This is a genomic window from Lactobacillus sp. ESL0261 (genome assembly GCF_003693025.1).
GTDB lineage: Bacteria > Bacillota > Bacilli > Lactobacillales > Lactobacillaceae > Lactobacillus > Lactobacillus kullabergensis.
In genome coordinates this window covers 1-23,118 of sequence record NZ_REHN01000014.1, presented here as the reverse complement: position 1 = coordinate 23,118, position 23,118 = coordinate 1, and the positions used below count along the sequence as shown (strand labels likewise).

Genomic DNA, 23,118 nt, shown 5'->3' with positions numbered 1-23,118 from the left:
AAAAAATGCAATTAGCAGCCCTGAAACATAGAACGGAAAGCGAAGACTGTTTTGTCATTAGTCAGCACCATGTGCGGATTCGGTTCCATAGTGCCAAAAATGATGTTAAAAAAGTAATAGTTCATTATACTGATAATTATCTTGATACCAAGACTGATAAAACCGTGGCCATGACTAAAGCAGGGCAAGGGCAGGTAACTGATTATTGGGTAGCAACTTTGAATGCTCCTTATCGCCGCCTTAAATATACTTTCGAAGTCGTTGGCCAGGATGACAGCCATAAAATTGTTGGAGACCGCGGGATCAAAGACTTTACCGCAGCAAATTTAGCAGCTGACAGCAGCTACTTCAAATTGCCTTACTTGCATGAAATTGATCAAACCAAAACTCCTGACTGGGTTAAAAATACTGTTTGGTATCAGATCTTTCCTGAGCGCTTTGCCAATGGTGATAAAAATAATGACCCTCAAGGCACAAAACCCTGGAATCCGCAAGATCATCCCGGACGAGAAGACTTTTACGGAGGCGACTTACAGGGCATTATTGACCATCTGGACTATTTAAAGGAATTGGGCGTTAATGGGTTATACCTGTGTCCGGTTTTTAAAGCCAGTTCCAATCATAAATATGATACGATAGACTATCTGCAGATTGACCCTGATTTTGGTGACAAGGATTTGTTTGCCAAGTTTGTGAGTGAAGCTCATAAAAGGGGAATGAAGGTAATGCTGGACGCTGTCTTTAATCATTTAGGCGGCCAGTCAATGCAGTGGCAGGATGTAATCAAAAATGGCACTAAGTCGCGGTTTGCATCCTGGTTTCATATTAATCATTTTCCAGTTAAACCATATCAAGGACCTGAGGCAGGCGGTCCAAATTATGATACCTTTGCTTTTGAAGGACAAATGCCCAAATTAAATACTGCCAATCCTGCAGTCCAAGATTTTCTGCTGGAAATCGCAACTTATTGGGTAAAATATTTTGATATTGATGCCTGGCGGCTGGATGTTGCTAACGAAGTAGACCATCATTTTTGGCGAAAATTTCATGATGCGCTTACTGCAATTAAACCGGACTTCTATATTGTAGGTGAAATTTGGCATAGTGCACGGCCTTGGCTCAACGGTGACGAGTTTTCTGCAGTGATGAATTATCCGTATACTTTACAGATTGAGGAACATTTTCTGCACAAAACAAAAACAGCCCAGGAACTAGTTGCGGCTCTTACCGATCAACTAATGATGTACCGCGACTGCACGAATCAGGCCATGATGAATATGCTTGATTCTCATGATACCGCCCGTTTACTGACGCTTGCAGGTGAAAATAAAGCGCTGGCTTTGCAAACCCTGACTTTTATGTTCGTGCAGACTGGCAGCCCGTGCATTTATTACGGTACTGAAATGGGAATGACAGGAGGAGAAGATCCCGATTGCCGCAAGCCAATGGACTGGCAAAAAGAGGGCACGCCTTTTTGGTATAAAGTGCAAAAGCTGATTGCTTTTAGAAATAATCATGCTGCTACTTTAGGTAATGGCACAATCAGTCTAAGCGTTACGTCTACCGGCTTAATCAAAGTTAAGCGAATTGGTACAGAAAAGATCACTGCTCTTTTTAATACAAGTCCTGATAAGATTGCCGTTTCCACAAACGGCCAGGTAGTATTAAGTCAGAATTTTGCAGCTGGTCAACTTGCCGAGCACGGATTTGTCATTGAACTTGCAAATTAATTTTAAAAACAACTAGTTGATGCTAGTTGTTTTTTTAAACATGATTCTGATACCGTTAACAGCGATTTTGCTATTGCCAAATATCCCGTTTTTGCGAATAATGAAAGCGTAAACAAAAACCTCACAAAGAGGGAGCGAAAGTAAATGAAACGAATTTTTGAGGTTGACCCATGGAAAGTTGCCACGCACAAGTTTTCCCCGGTGGATAAAAGGCTGCAGGAAAGCATTACTGCGATTGGCAATGACTACATGGGGATGCGCGGTAATTTTGAGGAAGGATATTCTGGCGATCAACTGCAGGGTACATACTTAGCAGGTGTCTGGTTCCCAGATAAAACGCGAGTAGGCTGGTGGAAAAACGGCTATCCGAAATATTTTGGCAAAAGCATTAATGCCCCCAGCTTTATTGGAATTGGCATCACAGTTAATAATGAAAAAATTGACTTAGCCAAGATTAAATTTACAGATTTTTATTTTGAATTAGATATGCATCAAGGCTTGCTTACCCGCAGTTTTATTTATGAGGGTGCAAATACTAAAGTCAAGTTTGAATTTCAGCGTTTTTTACACATTAGGTTAAAAGAAGCGGCTTTAATCACTGTTAAAGCTACTGTACTTGCAGGTCAGGCAGAAATTGAGTTTAATTCAACGCTTGATGGCACAGTTACTAATGAAGACAGTAACTATAATGAACATTTTTGGCTTAGCTGTAATGAGAATGCTGCAAAGCGTTCTATTCAAGTTATAACCAAGCCTAATCCTTACGATGTGCCCCAGTTTACGGTTTTATTAAAAGCAGGCCTGAGAAATAATAATCAAGTTGTTAAGGGTACTGTTAAAACTGCAACTGCAAAGTTAAGCGAGAAGTTGGCAGTTACTCTAAATGCCGGAGAAAGTTACACTTTGGAAAAAGATGTAATCGTAATTACCAGTCGTGATGTAGCACCCGAAAAGCAAAGTGATCGTGCGGATGAGTTGATGCAACAATTGCAATCAAAAAGCTTTGCAGAAAATTTGGCTGATCATACTGCGGTTTGGCAGGATCGCTGGACTAAAAGTGATGTAGTTATTACTGGTAATGATGAAGCGCAACAGGGTATTCGTTTTAACATTTTACAGTTATTCATGACATATTACGGTGAAGACAAAAGGCTTAATATCGGTCCTAAAGGTTTTACTGGTGAAAAATATGGTGGAGCCACATATTGGGACACAGAGGCTTTTATCTTTCCGATGTACCTTTGTATTACTAAACCGAATGTCACGCGGGCGCTATTACAATACAGGCATGATCAACTTGACGGTGCCTATTATAACGCCCAGCAGCAGGGCTTAGCCGGAGCGCTTTTCCCGATGGTAACCTTTAACGGGATTGAATGTCATAACGAGTGGGAAATTACTTTTGAAGAAATACACCGTAATGAAGATATTCCCTTTGCAATCAAACAGTATACTAGTTATACGGGAGACGAATCCTACGTTAAGGACGAAGGCATGGATGTCCTGGTAGGCACTGCCAGATTTTGGGCTGATCGAGTCCATTATTCCAAATGGCGGCATAAATATGTTATCCACGGAGTAACAGGACCTGATGAATACGACAATAACGTTAATAATAATTGGTTTACCAACATTATGGCGCAATGGGTACTGCAATATACTTTAGAGCGACTGCCACTTGCGGATAAGGCGGCCCAGGAGCGTTTAAACGTAACTAAAGAAGAACAGGCAAAATGGCAAGACATTATTGAAAATATTTATTTGCCTGAAGATAAAGAACGCGGCATTTTCTTGCAGCAAGATGATTTTTTAGATAAAGATATTAGACCAGCTACAGAAATTCCGCTTGACCAAAGACCAATAAATCAGCATTGGTCTTGGGATAAAATTTTACGGTCACCTTTCATCAAGCAGGCCGATGTATTGCAGGGTATTTATTACTTGGATGACAGGTTTACCAAGGAGCAAAAAGAGCGTAACTTTGCATTTTATGAGCCGTTGACGGTACATGAAAGTTCACTTTCTGCCTGTATCCATTCAATTTTGGCCGCGGAATTAGGGCGTAAAAAGCAGTCAGTAGAATTTTATGAACGCACGGCCCGCCTAGATCTCGATAACTACAATAATGATACAGATGACGGCCTGCACATTACTTCAATGAGCGGTTCTTGGCTGGCAATAGTCCAGGGATTTGCCGGCATGCGTTATGGTCACAATCAATTGAGATTTAATCCTTTTGTGCCAGATAATTGGACCGGGTATAGTTTCAAAATTAATTATCGCGGCCGCTTAATTCAGGTAGAAGTGACGCAGCAGGAGACACGTATTACGTTAATTAGCGGACAGGAACTGACAATTTTAGTTAAAGAGCAAAAGGTTACTTTAAAAGAGGGTGAACAAAATTGCTTAAAGGCCTGATTTTTGATTTAGATGGTGTGCTGACAGATTCAGCCAAATTTCACCTGGCAGCGTGGAATAATTTAGCTCAAGAACTGGGAATTAAATTAACCAGCGCGCAGTTAGATTCTCTGCGGGGAATATCACGGATGGATTCTCTTAATTTAATTCTGAAGTATGGCAAGCAGGAAAATAAGTACACCAAGACCCAAAAAGAAGAATTTGCGGCAGAAAAAAATGAAAAGTTTTTAGAGCAGGTTGAAACCATGACGCCAGCTGATATTTTGCCCGGAATTACAGCATTATTAGCAGATACCAAAAAGGCAGGTCTGAAAATGTGCATTGCTTCTGCTTCTAAAAATGCCCCCAAAATCTTGAGTAAGCTGGGTATTGCCGCTAAATTTGATCAAATTGTTAATCCTGCTTTACTGGAACGCGGTAAGCCGGATCCGGAAATTTATCAAAGAGCACAGCAATTATTGCAGTTGCATAATGATGAAGTAATTAGCTTTGAAGATGCAGCTGCCGGTGTTGCGGCAATTAAGGCTGCGCACCAGTTTGCAGTGGGAATTGGAGATAAACAAATACTTAAAGGAGCTGATTATATCGTTAAATCTACAGAAGAATTAAAGCTGGATAAAATTGTGGCTGTATTTAAGAGAAATAATAAGAAGGTAGGTTAAAGATATGGTTGAAGTTGACTTAAACCATATGTGTAAAAAGTATGAAGGCAATGATCACTATTCAGTGAAAGACTTTGATTTACACATTAAAGATAAAGAATTCATTGTTTTTGTCGGCCCCTCAGGCTGTGGTAAATCAACTACTTTAAGAATGATTGCGGGATTAGAAGATATTAGCAAAGGTACTCTTGAAATTGATCATAAGGTAATGAATGATGTGGCACCCAAAGACCGTCACATTGCCATGGTTTTCCAGAACTACGCGCTTTATCCGCACATGTCAATCTACGATAACATGGCATTCGGCTTGAAACTGCGCCATTATCATAAAGATGAGATTGATAAAAGGGTACAAAATGCTGCTAAGATTCTTAATTTGCGTGAATATTTAGATAAAAAGCCGGCAGAACTTTCTGGTGGTCAAAGGCAAAGAGTTGCACTAGGACGGGCAATAGTGCGGGATGCTCCCATCTTCTTGATGGATGAGCCGCTGTCAAACTTGGATGCGAAACTGCGTGTTTCCATGCGGGCAGAGATTGCCAAGCTGCACCAGAACTTAGGTACAACTACAATTTACGTTACTCATGATCAGACTGAAGCTATGACCTTGGCTGACCGGGTAGTGGTAATGTCAGTTGGTAAAATTGAACAGATTGGGACACCGCAGGAGGTATATAACCACCCAGTTAATCAATTTGTCGCCGGCTTTATCGGTTCACCGCAAATGAATTTCTTTAATGTCCACTATCATGATGGTCAAGTCTCTGATGGTAAGGGGCTTAATCTGGGAATACCTGAAGGCAAGTCAAAACTGCTTAATGAGCAGGGCTATAATGACTGCGACTTGATACTGGGTATTCGGCCAGAAGATATCCACGCAGAAGAAGCCTTTTTAGAAACTTGGCCTGACGCGGTGGTCGAATCTGAAGTCGTTGTTTCTGAACTCTTGGGAGCTACTATTCAGCTTTACCAAAGAGTGGATGAAACTGAGTTTGTAGCTAACATCAATGCCCGGGATATTTATCAACCAGGGCAAAAAGTCAAGATGGGCTTTGATTTGAACAAAGCACACTTTTTCGACAAGGATACAACCTTGGCGGTAGTTAATTAGGGAATAAAATCAGTGACTTTAGTTGTCATTGATATAAAAACATGTTGTTTTATATTAGGAGGTAAATAACATGAATATTTGGAAGAAAGTAGCTTTAGGAAGTACAGCAGTTTTAGCTGCAATGTCACTTGCAGCATGTTCTAATGGTAAGTCAGACTCTTCATCAAGCAGCAGTAGTAATCAAAATACCAAGCTGACTTTATGGGTTGATACTAACCAAGTATCGTATTATAAGAAAATTGCCAGTGATTTTACTAAATCACATAAGAATATTTCAGTTCGCGTTACACAAAATCCAACCGGATCAGCTAATGCCAAAACTGATGTGGGCAAGGACCCTTCAAAAGCAGCCGATGTTTTTGAAGCACCTAATGATCAATTAGGTCAAATGGCAGATTCTGGTTATATTAACCCGCTGTCACCAAAAGACAGTAACAATATTAAATCTAATTACATTGACGTTGCAGCTAAAGGTGTAACTTGGAAGGGCAAGATCTATGCTTATCCTTATGCACAACAGGCACAAACAATCTATTACAACAAGTCTAAATTATCAGCAAGCGATGTAAAAGACTGGAAGACTTTAACTTCAAAGGGAGTTGTGGCAACAGACTTTACTAACGCTTATGTTATGTGGCCGGTATTCTTCTCTGCTGGTACAAAGCTTTATGGTGACAGTGGTGAAGATTTGAAGGGTTCAACCTTTAATTCTGCTAAAGGTGTTAACGCATTGAAGTGGTTTGCTGAGCAGAAGAATAATAAGGGCGTAATGCAGACCTCTAATGCTTTGAACCAATTGAAGAAGGGCAACGCTCAAGCCATCTTGGATGGTCCTTGGAACGCAGCTAACATTAAGAAGATTTTAGGTAAAAACTTTGCTGTTGCCAAGTACCCAATGATTAATGTTGGTGGCAAGAATGTGCAAATGCAAGCCTTTTTGGGAATCGAAGGGTTCGCTGTTAATGCTCATACTAAGAACCCTAAGGCTGCATCACAATTAGCAGCATTTATTACAGACAAAAAGTCACAATTAATTGCTCACAAAGAAGCTGGTCAAATCCCTGTTCTTAAGGAAGCAGTTAATGACTCAGCAATTAAGAATGATCCAGTTGCTGATGCGGTAACTGAAATGTCTAAACCTGGCAATTCAGTCTTAATGCCGAAATTACCACAAATGTCTGTTTTCTGGAACGATGTTCCTCCTCTAATCAATGGTGCATATGATGGTAAAGTTAAACCCGATCAATATAAAGCACAACTTGATAAATTAGCTAAGCACTCATCAAAGAAATAGTTAATTAAATTACTTAAAGGTTGGACAAGTAGTGCCCAGCCTTTTTGTTCAAGAAGAGGAAGAATTATGTTTAGGAAGAAAAAACATGCGGCACCTGAAGCAACCTTTAAGGAAGTATGGTCTAAAGGCAATATTGCTACCAAATTGTCATTCTTTATTATGGGTTCCAATGCTCTGGCAAATAAGCAGTGGGTAAAAGGCATAGCATTATTGCTGGCAGAAGCAGCCTTTATTGTTTGGCTTGTTTTTAGTGGCATATCCGCAATTAGTATGATGTCAAGCTTGGGACCAATTAAAAGTAAAAAGGTTGTTTATGATAGCGCACAAGGCGTTTATATTACTAAGCAACCTTCAAATTCAGTTTTGATTCTTTTGTTTGGCTTACTGGCAATTATTGTTTGCATTGCGATGGTTTACTTATACATTGTTAACCTGCGTTCTACCAGAAAAAATTATGTGCTCAAGCGGGATGGCAAACATATTTTAACCAATAAAGAAGAGCTGGCAAACTTGTTTGATTCTCGTCTCCACGACACTCTGATGACTTTTCCAATTATTGGTATTCTCTGCTTCACCATTTTGCCAACAATCTTTATGATTTCAATGGCGTTTACCAACTATAACCGGCAACACCCAATTGCCTTTTCTTGGACAGGATTTCAAGCTTTTGGCAATGTACTTAGTGGTGACCTTTCAGGTACGTTCTTCCCGGTTTTGGGTTGGACACTTATCTGGGCAGTAGCTGCTACGGCAACAACATTCTTTTTTGGAGTTTTGCTTGCCTTGCTGATTGAATCTAAAGGAATAAGACATAAAGGCTTCTGGCGGACAATCTTTGTGATTGTCTGGGCTGTACCTCAGTTTGTTTCTTTGTTAATGATGGCTCAGTTCTTAGATTATCAAGGCGCACTCAACAATATATTAATGAATATCGGCTGGATTTCTCACCCGTTACATTTTATTGACAGTCAGGCATCACCTTTGGTGGCACGAATAACGGTTATTATTGTTAATATGTGGATCGGTATCCCGGTTTCAATGCTGGTTTCAACTGCGATTATTCAAAACTTGCCAACTGATCAAATTGAAGCTGCTAAAATCGATGGTGCTAATGCACTACAGGTATTCAAGTCAATTACTTTTCCACAAATATTATTTGTGATGGCACCTTCTCTTATTCAACAGTTTATTGGTAATATTAATAACTTTAACGTGATCTTCCTGTTAACTGGAGGAGCACCAATGAATAACAAGTATAATGGTGCTGGTTCTACCGACCTGTTGGTAACGTGGCTGTACAACTTAACCTTTGGTCAGGAGCAGCGCTACAATGCCTCAGCGGTCTTAGGTATCCTCATCTTTATTATCAGTGCGGTATTTTCATTAATTGCATACCGCCATACCAATGCTTTTAAGGAGGGCTAAAAATGAAATCATATCAAAATCAAAAACGCCTTTCACTCATTTTTCGTTACCTTTTATTGATTATCCTGGCTGTAGTTTGGATTTTACCAATTATCTGGATAATATTAGCCAGTTTTTCCTATAATGATACGGGATTTGTTTCAACTTTTTGGCCTGACAAATTTACTTTTGACAACTACATTGGTATTTTTACTAATTCGCAGTACCCACTAGTCAGCTGGATTATTAACACATTGATTGTTTCTATACTATCAATGATCATTTCTACTTTTTTAACGATTTCAGTTGCTTATGTGTTGTCACGGTTACGCTTTTCGTTTAGAAAACCGTTCATGCAGATTGCACTAGTCTTAGGAATGTTTCCTGGATTTATGTCAATGATTGCTCTTTATTACATTTTAAAGGGCTTGAACATGTTAAACCTGGGTGGCCTGCTACTGGTATATGTCGGTGGTGCTGGACTGGGATTCTACGTTGCCAAAGGATTCTTTGACACGGTCCCATTTTCAATAGATGAAGCTGCTGAAATTGATGGAGCCACTAAATGGCAAATCTTCATGCACGTTGATTTGCCATTAGCTAAGCCTATGATAGTTTACACTGCGTTAACAGCCTTTATTGGTCCGTGGACAGACTTTATTTTCTCGGGAATTATTTTGTCAACGTCTGGCAATCCTAAAACATACACAATTGCATACGGACTTTATAACATGGTGCACAATACTAAAGGCAATGCTACCGCATATTTTGCAGAGTTTGTTGCTGGTTGTGTGATTATCGCTATTCCAATTACGATCTTATTCGTCTTCATGCAGAAGTTTTACGTCAATGGTATTACAGCTGGCGCAGAAAAGGGATAGGACATAGTAAGAAAAATGCGGCTCTTAGGAGTCGCATTTTTTGTTATTCAAAACTTTTATATAAAAGCAGAACAATAAAAAAGGCTTGATTCTAACCTGTTGCATCAGAATCAAACCTTGTATGTTATATATAAACTAGTTTATATTGTCTTGTCATAAATGCTTAAAGCTTTTTGCTTTTGTTCATCTGACATTGGAGAAGATGGTGTTAAAGCCACAACGTTATTCGGAATTCCTCTTTGATCGAGGATATATTTGAATAAAGTCATAAATGGGTTAACTATATTTAATAATTCAGAAGCCTCGGCAATTGTCTTTTGCTCTTTTGCCACTTGCTCATCATTACCGGCCTCATAGTTTCTTAACAAGTCAACACAAACATGACTGTAAAGGTTAGATAATCCGCCAACTACGCCTTGACCGCCAGCTTTAACTACATCAATTACATTACCGTCATAACCAGTATAAACTCTAAATTCAGGGAATTTTGCATTTACAACTTTAATAGTGTTGAGAGTGTGGTTAACGTCTCCAACAGTATCTTTAATTCCGACAATATTGGAGTTGTCTTTTAATAAAGTTAAGAGAATGTCGGCGTTAACATCATAACCAGTTCTGTCAGGATAATTATAGATTATAATATCGCCTTTAATAGCTTTAGCCATCTTATTATAGAAGGTAATAATACCTGCTCTATCACAAGACATGTAATATGGTCCTACTAGCAAAATGCCATCTGCACCAAGTTCCAATGCTTTGTTTGCAAATTTAATAGTTAATTGATCGTCCATACGGTTGGCACCGACTAAAACTTTAGTCCGGTGGTCAATATACTTAATTGCATCTTCTACTAAAGATTGGCAAACTTCAAAGGTTTGAGCATAGAATTCTCCACAACTGCCTAAAAGAGCAATTTCTGAAATTCCATCTTTAATTAAGCGGTCATACAGCTTATGCATAGCATCAAAATCTACAGTATTTTCATCTTTTAATATGGTCAAAATAGGGCAAATATATTCTTTCTTCATCTTTATGTTCTCCATTTCTATATAATAATTTTAATTTCCAAATTTAACTAATATTTAGCCGAAAAACATGAAGGCCACAACTTCATTAATAATAGACACAATCCACATTGTTGGCACCCCATATTTTAGGAAACTCTTGGTATCAACCTTCATATAATCAAGTCCCCAAATGTTCCAAGACTGTGTAACGTCAGTAGACACTGCAAGTAAACTTGGAATCAGTAACAGTGGTAGTAAGAAATAATCACTGAATAAATGGGTACCTGAAAGAACTGCAGCAGTAGCCGCACCAGCTCCCCAAACGTGTAGAGGACCTCTAAATAGTGCTAACGGAGCTAATATTCCAAATATAATTGCTAATATTAAATGACCATGAGGTAAAATTGCACTGAACAGGGGCTTAAAATGAACTGCGTCAATTTTGGCGGCTCCTGTAAACATTGTCAGTGCCATTAAGAACATGATTAAACCAGCAATATCGGATATAGCTTTTTTAACAGTATCATTAATGAAATCCACTAATTTCTTATAGTTGTTCATTTTTTTAGTTAAGAGCATGGCTAACAGTGCAGCTAAAGTGAGTGACGGTACAGCGTCCCACTTAAAAAGCATATTCATTGCTACAGGGATAATTGGTACTATGTAGGCAATCTTTGAAATTTGGGGTTTCTGATCACTGTTATCAATTTGGGCACCGATAACTGCAAGATTTTCCTGTGCTTTTGCAGGGTCTATCTTTTTACGATTTAGGACTAGCAGAAGTATTACGAACGCCAGTTGGATAATCGCTGCTATCCAAGCAAATTTCAGATACTTGTCATCATAGGTAACGGATGGAAAGAAAGGCTTTATTTGATTAAATAAAACCACGTTAATGTACATTGGCGCACCGATGGCTAAGCAAAATGTCGTTAAAGCTAGGTCACGCGGAATACCTACTGATAGCATAATCGGTAATAAAATTACCCCAATAGCTATAACTGAGCCAACGCCGTATGCACTGATAAAAATAAACGAAGTAACCAATAAAACTAAAATTGCCGATAATAAAGGCTTCTTTTTACCAATCCTATTTGTCTCTTCAGAAATAGAAGAAGCTATTCCACTTTCGACTAGCACTCGGCCAAACCATGAACCAAATATGATATAAATAATTGTTGGTCCATAACCAAGGACTGGTTCAGTGAATATTTTCTTGATAGCTGTGTTAAAGGGAACAAGTCCAATGATAGCCCACAAAATAGCCATCACAAATAAACCAATTGTTAAATTGCCGCCCTTTAGTATGAAATAAATAAAAAGGAAAAAGCTGATTAATAGTAAAATTGGAATTATATATGAAACCATAATTTTTCTTCCTTAATTAGCTTAAAAACAAATCTAAATTTGATAGTAGAAAACTATAAATTAACTGAATAAGTAATTTGGATAAGAATTTTGAAATTTCATCTATCTTTTTTTATTTGCAACAAATATATTCATTTTTAGGTAAGCGTTTACCTATATCTAATTCTGATACTTTGAGAATAAAAAAGCAATACTTTTTAAAAAGTTTTTTACTGATCGCATAAACGTGTGCCTTAAAACATTACTTGAATTGAAATAATTTTAAAATTTTATTGACAAAATAAAGAGTTTTTATGATGTAGAATTACTTAACATTGAGACTTTGACTAAAAATATTTAATTATAAGAGAGAGTTTACAGATAACTTTTTGAGCAAAAAATCTTTTTGGGTTTAAAATAAAATAAAAAAGAGGCTCAGTTTATGGAAAATATCAAAATTGTTCAGGGGGACATAACCAAATTAACGGTAGATGCAATTGTTAATGCTGCCAATAAGACATTGTTAGGTGGTCTGGGCGTTGATGGGGCAATACACCGGGCAGCTGGACCGCAGCTGCTGGCCGAGTGCAGACAGCTTCATGGCTGTGAAACAGGTCAGGCTAAAATTACTAAGGGGTACAAGTTACCTGCTAAGTTTGTAATTCATACTGTGGGACCAATTTATTCAGGGTCTGCAGAAGATAATAAGTTATTAACAAGTTGCTATATCAACTCCCTAAATTTAGCCAAAAGCCATGGCTTACATAGTATCGCGTTCCCAGCAATTTCTACAGGAGCTTACGGCTTTCCGGCTGCAGCTGCTGCACATATTGCTTTTACTGCCGTGCAAAATTGGCTTACGGAGCATTCTGATTATCAAATGAAAGTTATTATGTGTGCCTTTGATGCCAAAACGGCAGAGTTATACCGAACAGAAGTAAAAAAATATGCTTGAGTAAAAATTAAAAAAGTTGCTTTCAATTGCTTTTCGGAAATTAATCTTCCTGACATCGAACTATCCCTTTAATTGTTAAATCTTATTTTGATGATTCAGCCACAATAATACCCCCAAATTTAGAACAAATTTGGGGGTATTTTTCACGTAAATACGGTTGGTTCTTATTTTACGACCACAGCAAAGGCTTCATATGGTCTTAATTTAATATTATCAAGTGTTTTGGGTGCCTGATAGTTACTAATTAAAACCTGGTCAATTTTATCAGGTGCAGAAAATCGTTCTTCATTGCCTGTCAAATTAGCAACGACTAACCAGCGCTCGCCAGCAAGTTCACGGTAATATGCCAAGACGTTAGGACTGGCAGAAACAGGAGTGAAGCTGCCATTAACGATAATTTCGCTTTCATGACGTAATTTAATGAGTTTTTGATAGGTATAAAAAATTGATTGTGGGTCAGCTAAAGCCGTTTGAACGTTAATATCTTGATAGTTGGGATTAAGCGCCAGCCAAGGAGTTCCAGTAGTAAAGCCAGCAGCAAAAGACGCTGACCACTGCATGGGTCTGCGGGCATTGTCGCGCCCTTTAGCATTGATTGACCTGATAAGTTCGTCTTTGGTATAATCTTGCTTGATTCGCTCATTATACATATTGACACTTTCAAGGTCTTCAACTTCAGAGATATCCTTGACTGGACAGTTTGTCATGCCAATTTCTTCACCATTATAAATATAAGGAGTACCTCGCATTAAATGTAAGGCAATGGCAAACATTTTGGCAGATTGTACCCTGTATTTATTATCATTGCCCCAACGAGAAATGACACTGGGAAGATCATGATTTTCCCAGAACAAACTATTCCAGCCATGATTATAATCAATTTGTGTTTGCCATTTAACTAAAACCTTTTTAAGATCGCTGGCTTTAAAAGGTTTAAGATCCCATTTTGTCTTTCCCGGCTGTTTATCAATGTTTTGATCTTCAAACTGAAAAATCATAGAGAGCTCATGCCGGTCAGGATCAGAATATTTACGGGCACTATCGAGATCAGCACTCCAGGTCTCACCAACAGTTACTACATCGCGGTTAGCTAAAACAGCTTGGTTCATTTCCTGAATATAATGATGAAGCTGGGGACCATTTTCGCGAATTTTTCGATCCGGATCTTTACCAATTAGTTCAATCACGTCCATGCGAAAGCCGCCAATGCCTTTATCAAGCCAGAAGTTCATCATGTCATATATTTTGTGCCGTAATTGTGGGTTTTGCCAGTTCAAATCTGGTTGTTGCGGGGCAAAAAAGTGTAAGTAATACTGGCTCGTTTTATCATCAAATTGCCAGGCAGAACCTGAAAAATCAGATTTTAGATCATTAGGTTCATGACCGGCAACAGGATCACGCCAGATGTAATAGTCTCGGTAAGGATTATCTTTACTTTTGCGTGCTTCAATAAACCACTCATGTTGATCAGAAGTATGATTAACGACTAAATCCATGATGATTCGAATATCGCGTTTTTTAGCTTCACTAATCAGCCTGTCCATATCTTGCATGCTGCCATATTGCGGATCGATTGCTTTATAATCGGCAATATCATACCCATTATCGACGCCAGGAGATTTATAAATTGGTGAAAGCCAAATTGCATCTATTCCCAATTTTTGCAAATAGTCTAAGCGACTTATAATGCCGGGCAGGTCACCAATACCGTCACCGTTGCTATCTTGGAAAGACTTGGGATAGATCTGATAAATTACTGCATTTTTCCACCATGGTGTCATCTTAATTCTCCTTTGCAATCGCTCACATTATCAGTTAATTATAACACTGCAAGATAGGATAAATTAATGTTACCGGTATCTGATTAAAGTCCTAAGTCCGCAATTAGCTGCAGCGCTTCTTTATCATCGCCCAGTTGCAATAAAGCATCTTTTAAGCATAACATGGGCTTGCCGTCACGATCGGGTGTAGTTTGGGCATGAGCCAAAGAACTCAGAATGGCTTCGTGCACAATGTCTACCGTAATCCTAAAGTAGCGGTCAATTTTGTCATCAGTAATTGCCTGGATTGTACTCAACTCGTGTTCAGGGAAATGACTTACCCGGTTAGCAGTAGAGAAAGCTAGAGTAATCTCGCCACTACCGTTGCCGCTAAATGAGCCACTGCGAGTGATGCCGATACCGGAACGCTTGGCAATGCGTTTTAATTGTCTGGAGTTAAACGGAATGTCAGTAGCAATTACTGTGATAATACTGCCTTTTTCCTTACTGTCCTTGTTATCCAAAAATTTTTTACCAATAGCATGACCATAAATGTTCAAATCAGCACTAAGACCAAAATTGGACATGACTAGCGCACCCATTGTGAAGGTTTTGCCGTCAATTTCGACTTGTCTTGAAGCCGAGCCAATACCGCCCTTAAGTTCATAGCAGCGCATTCCTGTGCCACCGCCAACTCCGCCTTCAGCGAAATCTGCACTAGCAGCTGCAAAAGCATCGTTAACATCGTCTTCGGTGACACCTAAATCGCGAATATGGTTAATCGAACTGTCATTGCACTCCATGATGATCGGATTGACGCTGCCAGTTGACAGACCAATTTCAGGATTTTCAGCCAGCATTCTTTTGACTAAAGCCATTGATGCGGTACCCACGTTGAGAGTATTGGTTAAAACCAGTGGTGTTTCAATTGTACCCAGCTCGTTAACTTGAATGAGTCCTGTGCTTTTGCCAAAGCCGTTGATAACGTGTGCAGCTGCCGGCATTTTTTCACGAAAGATATTGTCTGGGCAGGGGTTGATCACAGTGACGCCAGTCCTGAGTCTGTCAGTGACAACCGTCTTGTGGCCAACGGTAATGCCCGCAACATCTGTAATTAAGTTTTTTGGTCCAGGCTTAGTATCGCTAAGCGCAAATAAAAGTGGTTTGTTAAGTCCCATTTTTACTCCTTTTTTTAAAAAATTTCTTCTCTTATTAAAACGGTTCGTTTATTTTTATGCAAGACAAAAAATTCCGTCAATTATGACGGAATTTTTGAATTTGCAATCACCCTTTTTTATTTTTACTAAAGCAGCTGGCAAGCAGGCTGCAAATTACCGACAAAAAGCCTAACAGCAGCTCGATTATTTGTGAACGTTCATTAGTGCCAGTTTGTGGCAACTCTTCTTCTTGGCCATTGTTGGTGATAAGTACTGGATTAGTGGAGTCAGAATCACTGTCAGAGGATTTGAAAATAGTATAGTTCTCAGTAACACCATTCTTGTTGAGCCTGTGCTTATTTTGGGACTCATTAGTTTGTGAAGCCCCTTTTTGGCTAGGGTTATTACTGGATGAATTTGTTGGACTATTTTGGTCATTTTCTTCAGGGATAGCATTATTTCGAGCATAAAAATAAGTTACGCTTTGCGGTGCAGTGCCAAAAAAGCTGGTGGCATTTTCAGGCCTGACTTTTAAGGTATAACCCGGTATCGCCTTAGCACCAGTGGTGTAGCCATCACCCACATTACCCTGTAATATGGTTTCAGGTGCAATTTGATTGCCGTTTTCATCTTGATAAGAGACTGTAACATCTGCAGCTTTAATTGGTGTGGTGGTAGAGGTAGATTCGGGGTCAACAGAATAAATAAATTCGACGTTCTGCGGCTGATCGGTGAAAACCCCAGTGGCATTATCTGGGATTTCCTTTACGATATAACCCGGAATTGTTTTTGCCGTCACATTATAATTAGTGCCAATTTTGCCCTTCAAACTAATTTCAGTTGCAAGTGCTCTTTTATTAGTATTCAAGTAAGAAACAGTAATAGGATTACCTGGTCGAATATAAGTGTCACCAAGAATGTCGTGAGCATGGGTAATTAAGTCTTCAGACAGATATTTATTGTTTGCCTGTGGTGCATCTTCTTTTCCATTGCCGATATTGACCCAAGTTCCTGAAGTGTTAAGATGTGTATCATTAATATATGTATTTTTACCTAGTTTAAGTGTGTTTAATTTAGTAAGTCCATCTAACATATAACCTTTATCAATATTAGGGTCTATGATAAAACTCCTGAGATCAAGTTCTTTTAAGTTACTACAATTATTAAACATTCCATTCATATCAATTACGTTAGAAGTGTCAAAGGATGATAAATCCAACTTGGTTAAGCTGGAGCAATCCTTAAAAGTCCAAATCATTTTTTTAACTTGGCTAGTATTAAACATACTGAGATCTAAAGCAGTTAAACTTGAACATCCACTGAACATGCGACTTATATCGTCCACCTTGGCAATTGTGAAATCAGGTGAAAACTTAATGTTCTGCAAATTTTCACAATCCTGAAACATGCTCTCTACATAACTAGTATTAGCAGTATTAAAACTTGATAGATCCAGACTAGCTAATTTACTGCAGCCCGCAAACATAAAAGACATGTTAGTAACTTTGGTGGTCTGCAAATTATCAATGCCATCTATGCTGGTTAAATTTTGGCAATTCGCAAACATGTACCGCATATCACTGGTAGCAGATGTATCCAGATTTTCCAAACCAGTGATTTTAGTTAAATTAGTTAAGTCTTTAAACATTTCAGAAGCTGAGCCAATCTTTAGTTGACCGGTAAATTTAACTTCTTGGATATCATCACTATTAATACCGTTAATGTGAGCTAAAGAGTCCGGTTGACCTACACAGCCACTGGGGACGGTAATTACATGGTTGCTATAACTGACATCAAGATTGCCCCATTTAAATTTAGTAGCACTTGGAGGAGTCGACTCTGCAATTTTTGGCTGAAGTTGTCTTTGAGAGTTTGGTTGCTTTTTACTCCTTAACTTAGAATTAGCATAATTGGTATTATTAGTTTGTTTATTCTTGATTTGTGCAGGAGAGGGCAGAGATGGATCTGCTTTAACTGTTATAGAGCTAACAGTTAGTGAACTTAAAATTGCTGTAGCAACACTAAAAAACATTGTTGCTGTTTTTGTTCGCATAGGTTTCTTTTTCTGGCTCATTTTGCTATTCATTCCTTGATTATAAAATAAACATATACATGATTAATATTTTTCTTATACCTTATTTCCCTTATTATACAATTCATTAAACTTAATAACACTATTTATACATTTCACCTTGTTTGGCAAGAATAAATAATTAGCTCACCTAAAAACTGTTTTTGACTTATAAATTAAATTTGGTTATTTGCTGGAAGATATGGCACTAGGTAGTAATATAGACACATAATTTAGAAGTAATTTATTAATTTTTGAGCATAGAAAAAGAACTCAATTAGCATTTTTAACTGCTAGTTGAGTTCTTTTCATTTATAGAGTAAATCTCTTAATCTTTAAAAGTTAGCTTTCTTGACAAATTGGTTCTTGCCTACGATGTAATATAACTTATTGTGCATCTTAACAGCACCACCGTAAGTTCTAACTGACTTGTTCTTCTTCAGAACATCACGACCATAACGTTTAACTTTGTTATTGGCTTTCTTAGTGTAAATAAAGGCATTGTGCTTTAATTTACGGTTGATACCAGTAACATTATTAGCCTTAACGAAACGGTTCTTGCCTAAAGCATAGAACTTCTTGCCGTTAATGGTCTTAGTACCATAAGTAGTAATAGTTTTACCAACGAAGTATTCAGCTTTTACACGCTTGCCTTTTTGGTTAAAGATATAAGCGTTGTGGGTAACTACTCTCTTAACACCTTTCTTGGCCTTCTTAGCTGGCTTCTTGTTGTCAGCAGCAGGCTTGTTAGTGTCTGGCTTGTTAGTATCGGTCTTATTAGTGTCTTGCTTATCAGTCGTAGTATTTGTGTTGGTGTTACCTGTGTTAGTAGTATTACTTGGAGTAGTCGGTGTGCTTGGTGTAGTTGGAGTACTTGGAGTTGAAGGGGTGCTTGGTGTGCTTGGGGTTGAAGGTGTGTTTGGTGTAGTTGGAGCAGGCTTGGTGGTAGTGTATTCACCAGCATATTTAGTAACATCATTTTTACCGTCAAATTTCTGCATAAGTTCTACTGAACTTAATCCTTTGTCTTTACTATCATTTAAGAACCAGGTAGTCTTTCCATCCCATAGACTCTCTTCTACTGAACCACGGAGTCCTGAATTGTTAATGATATTACCTGCACCAAGTGTAATATCACTTAAGTTGTCCATGCCTGATAACATATCTTGATCAATGGTATATGTTTGATGAGATGGGTTTGCAGTACCTTTATTATCGTCGGTATTGTTAGTGTCAGAAACGTCATCTTTAATGGTTTCGTTATTTTCAAGCATCTTAAAACTACTAATGTCTAGGGATGTCAAAGCTTTATCACCCTTAAACATTTCCCACATCTTAGTAACTTTTTCGGTGTTGAATTTTTCCAAGCCATCAATTTTGGTTAAACTTGAATCATCACTAAACATATAAGACATGTCTTCTACTGAATCTGTCTTAAAGTTGGATACATTTAAAGTACTTAATGCTTCATCGCCAAAGAACATACCCATCATGTCAGTTACGTTAGAAGTGTTAAAGTTTGACAGGTCTATTGAAGTTAATTTAGGATCATTGGCAAACATTTCTTTCATGCTAGTAACTTCTTTTGTATTAAGGTTGTTTAATCCCTTAATTTTCTTCAAGTTTGGTAAATTAGCAAATAATAAACTGGCATCTCCTTCGAAAATAACAGGACCGTCAATGTTAATGGTTTCAATTTCATCTGTGTTAACATCATCAATATTCCAAGCTATTCGGGCGGGATTGATAGGTGGTTCTTGATCACCTGCATAATGATTGTTAAATTTATTTTCTTTACCTAGTCTAATAGTAAAAGTCTTAGTCTTTTCGTCATAACGATAAATGCCCTTAGTCCAACTTGAAGCCCATAGACTGTGTGAATCATTTTCGCCAGCGTTATCACCAGAATTAACTGGTGGTACTGTCGGCTTTGTGTTAGCCGACTTAACAGGTTGCTCTTTCTGTGCTTCGGCAGCCTTAGCTGCAACAGGATTAACTGCAATTACGCTTAACGCAGCAACTGCCATACTAGTGAATAGTACCTTTTTACCTTTATGATAAAAATTGTTATGCTTACTCATATTTTTTCCTCCATTTGTACCATCTAAATTTCATTATACCGTAATTAAGTATATACATATATTTTGACCAATTCAATACTTTGATAGGTATTTTCATATAGATTTAATATTTTTGCATACTACAAGTAAATAAAATTTGCCCATCATTCATAAAATAAGCTTATTCACAGTAAATATTAGATGTAATTAAGTCTAAATTAATCTTTTTTGTGATTAAACCAAGTTCCAATTGAACTGATGAATATAGCTAAGCTACCGAAAAATAAGGCAACTATTCGACTTTTTTCATCAAAACTAGTTTGCGGTAAAGTTTTAATATTTTGCTTATCAGTAGCAGCTACAGTTTTAACGCCATTTTCATTATTAGGAAGGTTGGTTGATTTTAATGATGGTGTAATTTTAGCAGAGGAATTATCATCTGTTACTTCAGGATTCAGGTTAGATTCAGGAGTATAATTTTGCCTGTTTTTATCAGTAGGTGTTGTATTAGCTGGGGCATCTGCTTGATTAATTTCATTTTCTGATGCCTTGGTATAAACGTAAACAACATCTTGTGGATTTTTGGTAAAGAAACCAACAGCATTGTTTGGTCTAATCTTCAAAAGGTAGCCACCAGCAGTTATAGCAGGAGTGACATATCCGTCACCTATATATCCAGTGATAATTTTGTTTGGAGCAATTTCGTTGCCATTTTCGTCTTGATAATGAACAGTGACAGATGAAGAGGACAAGTTGGGTTTAATCGGAGTTGGCTTTGGTTTAGGATCAGGCATAACAGGTGTCGGATCAACAGGCTTAGGACCGGGATTTGTGGTTGAAATAGCAGTATAAGTACCAGGTTTTGAACCATCGTATTGTGCAATTAGCTCAGCTGATGAGAACTTTTCGCCATTATATAACCATGTGACTGGTGTATTTAATCCTGTATTTTTAATAATTGTATTAGAACCGAGTTTTAAAGTGTTGAGACTGGCTAAATCAGATAACATATCACCTGTATTAACACCATTAGATATAGTAAATTTGCTAATATCAAGGTTTTTGAGATTTTTGTCACCTGTAAACATTTTTTGCATATTATAAACTCTGCTCGTATCAAAGCTTGACAAATTCAAATTAGTTAGTTTTGAGCAATACGCAAACATTGCCTGCATATTGGCAACTTTTGATGTCTTAAAATTGGCTAAATCAAGACCACTAAGGCTTTGGCAGTCATAAAACATGTTGGACATATTGGTGACAATACTCGTATTGAACTTGCTGGAGAAAGTTATGTTTGCTAGTTGCCTGCTGGAAGCAAACATATATGACATATCTACTACCTTGCTACTGTCAAAATTTGATAAATCCAAGTTGGTTAAATTATCACAAGTAGCAAACATTGCTCGCATGGTGGTCACATTTGTAGTGTTGAATCTAGCTACATTGATGTTTTGTAACTTAAGGCAACCAGCGAACATATATGACATGTCAGTTACATTAGTCGTGTCAAGCTGGTTGAGATTTTCAATTGATACTAAATTATTAAGCTCACTAAATAGCTCAAGTGCCGAACCATTAATTGTTAATTTACCATCTAGTTTTATTTTCGTAATGTCGCTTGTGTCAACACTTTTAATGTTACCAGCTATTCTTTTGGGATTTGTAACAGTACCACTGTGAATTGTTAAAACATGGTTATTGTAACTAACTTCCAAGTTGTTCCATTCACTTTTAATCGCGGAATTGTCAATTTCAGAATTAGATTTATTACTCAGATAATCGGCAGAAACTAAAGTGGAATTAGATTTAGGATTAACATCTTTCTTAGTCAAAATGCTGTTAGTTACCTGCTTTTCCGGTAATTTATCCGCTTGAACAACTTGGGAATTGATACAAAACAGTCCCAATGTTGCGACTGCCATACTGCTATATAATGTTTTTTGTTTATTCATAATTTTTCCTATACTACTAATATAAAAGTATTCCTAAATAGTATATTAGGATATAAATTACAGATCAAATAAACATTTTTTAATATATAAATAAGTCAATGCTTACATAAAAAATACTTCGAAAAGCGATATATACTTCACGAAGCATTTTTGCAATTAGTATTGATTTTAGTTATTCTTTCTTTTTCCGATTAAACCAAGCACCTGCTGTGCTGCTAATAGTTGCCATAAAACCAAGTAACAAAGCAGCCAATTGTGAATGTTCATCAGATCCGGTTTGTGGTATTTTTTCATCCTTTTTTGCATTATTATTGTTTGCTACCTTGGTAGCAGTTTGACCATTATGGTTGTCAGTGTTAATTAAATTACCGGAACTATCATTATTTTTACTGCTATTATTACGCTTATGGTTTCCGGTTTCTGTTACTTTATTGGACTTTCCAGTTTTATCAGTTTTATTAGTTTTATCCTTACCCGTATCACCGTCATTAGTTTGGGGACTATCCTGATTGTCTTTGGCATATACGTAAATTACGTTTTGTGGATAAGCACTAAAGAAGCCTGTGGCATTATCTGGTCTAGTTTTTAAAGTATAGCCTAAAACAGGTTCGGAACCAGTTGTATAGCCATCGCCAACGTAACCATTTAAAACTATGCTTTCAGCTAAAGTATTACCGAATTCGTCTTGATATTTTACAGTAACTGGTGCAGCTTTTTGGCGATAATTTGGAATAACAGTATCTTTGAGTTTATCTGCTTCAGGCTTTTTGTCTTTTTCGTAAACAAAGACAACAGTTTGATCCTTGCTGTTATAGTCCAGGCTGGCAGTATCAGTGCCGGTCACCTTCTTACCGTTGACAAGGATGTAGCTCAGCTTGTAGCCGGCAATCTCAGGGGCAGTGAACTTCTTGCCTTGCTCGCCATACTCAACAATGCCGCGATCGGAAGTCTTGCCGCTGGCATCAGGCAGGTCTTTACTGCCTTCGTCCTGATAGGAGATAAGGACTTGGCCTTGAAGCTTGGCATAGACGAAGACAACCGTCTGATCCTGACTGTCATAATCCAGGCTGGCAGTATCAGTGCCGGTCACCTTCTTACCGTTGACAAGGATGTAGCTCAGCTTGTAGCCGGCAATCTCAGGGGCAGTGAACTTCTTGCCTTGCTCGCCATACTCAACAATGCCGCGATCGGAAGTCTTGCCGCTGGCATCAGGCAGGTCTTTACTGCCTTCGTCCTGATAGGAGATAAGGACTTGGCCTTGAAGCTTGGCATAGACGAAGACAACCGTCTGATCCTGACTGTCATA

General features: G+C 37.9%; 16 protein-coding genes. 8 read left to right on the top strand and 8 right to left on the bottom strand.

Annotated elements, in window-relative coordinates; translation table 11 throughout:
* The first annotated feature begins 5 nt into the window (after positions 1 to 5).
* From F5ESL0261_RS09450 to F5ESL0261_RS09420, 7 genes are all read left to right on the top strand, one after another.
* Positions 6 to 1,730 (top strand): glycoside hydrolase family 13 protein, encoded by a 1,725-nt coding sequence (locus F5ESL0261_RS09450; RefSeq protein ID WP_122053053.1) that lies wholly within the window; start codon positions 6 to 8, stop codon positions 1,728 to 1,730.
* Positions 1,731 to 1,874: 144 nt separating this feature from the next.
* Complete coding sequence (locus tag F5ESL0261_RS09445) at positions 1,875 to 4,148, top strand: glycoside hydrolase family 65 protein (RefSeq protein WP_122053052.1); 2,274 nt, start codon at positions 1,875 to 1,877, stop codon at positions 4,146 to 4,148.
* Positions 4,133 to 4,810: a beta-phosphoglucomutase gene (gene pgmB, locus F5ESL0261_RS09440; protein WP_122053051.1), complete on the top strand. Its 678-nt coding sequence runs from the start codon at positions 4,133 to 4,135 to the stop codon at positions 4,808 to 4,810. The genes F5ESL0261_RS09445 and pgmB overlap by 16 nt, the downstream gene beginning before the upstream one ends.
* Positions 4,811 to 4,814: 4 nt before the next feature.
* Positions 4,815 to 5,921, top strand: coding sequence for an ABC transporter ATP-binding protein (locus F5ESL0261_RS09435; RefSeq protein ID WP_122053050.1), 1,107 nt, complete (start codon positions 4,815 to 4,817; stop codon positions 5,919 to 5,921).
* Positions 5,922 to 5,991: 70 nt separating this feature from the next.
* Positions 5,992 to 7,215, top strand: coding sequence for an extracellular solute-binding protein (locus tag F5ESL0261_RS09430; protein WP_122053049.1), 1,224 nt, complete (start codon positions 5,992 to 5,994; stop codon positions 7,213 to 7,215).
* 66 nt (positions 7,216 to 7,281) lie between these two features.
* Complete coding sequence (locus F5ESL0261_RS09425; protein WP_122053048.1) at positions 7,282 to 8,640, top strand: carbohydrate ABC transporter permease; 1,359 nt, start codon at positions 7,282 to 7,284, stop codon at positions 8,638 to 8,640.
* A 2-nt stretch (positions 8,641 to 8,642) separates the two neighbouring features.
* Positions 8,643 to 9,500 (top strand): sugar ABC transporter permease, encoded by an 858-nt coding sequence (locus tag F5ESL0261_RS09420; protein WP_045928744.1) that lies wholly within the window; start codon positions 8,643 to 8,645, stop codon positions 9,498 to 9,500.
* Between the two features lie 140 nt (positions 9,501 to 9,640).
* Here F5ESL0261_RS09420 and F5ESL0261_RS09415 read toward each other — a convergent pair whose 3' ends face one another.
* Positions 9,641 to 10,528, bottom strand: coding sequence for a dihydrodipicolinate synthase family protein (locus F5ESL0261_RS09415; RefSeq protein ID WP_158595222.1), 888 nt, complete (start codon positions 10,526 to 10,528; stop codon positions 9,641 to 9,643).
* Positions 10,529 to 10,582: 54 nt separating this feature from the next.
* Positions 10,583 to 11,875 carry a gluconate:proton symporter gene (locus F5ESL0261_RS09410; RefSeq protein WP_122053046.1) on the bottom strand — a complete coding sequence of 431 codons (1,293 nt, stop codon included), beginning with the start codon at positions 11,873 to 11,875 and terminating at the stop codon, positions 10,583 to 10,585.
* Between the two features lie 421 nt (positions 11,876 to 12,296).
* On the opposite strand from F5ESL0261_RS09410, the gene F5ESL0261_RS09405 reads away from it, so the two are divergent.
* Complete coding sequence (locus F5ESL0261_RS09405) at positions 12,297 to 12,809, top strand: O-acetyl-ADP-ribose deacetylase (protein WP_122053045.1); 513 nt, start codon at positions 12,297 to 12,299, stop codon at positions 12,807 to 12,809.
* Between the two features lie 164 nt (positions 12,810 to 12,973).
* Here the strand turns inward: F5ESL0261_RS09405 and F5ESL0261_RS09400 are convergent, their stop codons facing one another.
* The 6 genes from F5ESL0261_RS09400 to F5ESL0261_RS09375 form a co-directional block, all read right to left on the bottom strand.
* Entirely contained in the window at positions 12,974 to 14,590 is a 1,617-nt protein-coding gene (locus F5ESL0261_RS09400) for an alpha-glucosidase (protein WP_122053044.1), read from the bottom strand.
* Positions 14,591 to 14,673: 83 nt separating this feature from the next.
* Positions 14,674 to 15,747, bottom strand: a complete 1,074-nt coding sequence (locus F5ESL0261_RS09395; protein ID WP_122053043.1) for a P1 family peptidase — start codon at positions 15,745 to 15,747, stop codon at positions 14,674 to 14,676.
* 106 nt (positions 15,748 to 15,853) lie between these two features.
* Positions 15,854 to 17,800, bottom strand: a complete 1,947-nt coding sequence (locus tag F5ESL0261_RS09390) for a MucBP domain-containing protein (RefSeq protein ID WP_158595220.1) — start codon at positions 17,798 to 17,800, stop codon at positions 15,854 to 15,856.
* 332 nt (positions 17,801 to 18,132) lie between these two features.
* Positions 18,133 to 19,878 carry an SLAP domain-containing protein gene (locus F5ESL0261_RS09385; protein WP_122053041.1) on the bottom strand — a complete coding sequence of 582 codons (1,746 nt, stop codon included), beginning with the start codon at positions 19,876 to 19,878 and terminating at the stop codon, positions 18,133 to 18,135.
* Positions 19,879 to 20,075: 197 nt separating this feature from the next.
* A complete protein-coding gene (locus F5ESL0261_RS09380; RefSeq protein WP_122053040.1) occupies positions 20,076 to 21,812 on the bottom strand; it encodes a BspA family leucine-rich repeat surface protein in 1,737 nt (578 codons plus the stop codon).
* Positions 21,813 to 21,984: 172 nt separating this feature from the next.
* On the bottom strand, positions 21,985 to 23,118 hold a 1,134-nt coding region (locus tag F5ESL0261_RS09375), incomplete at its 5' end, for a MucBP domain-containing protein (RefSeq protein WP_199699952.1).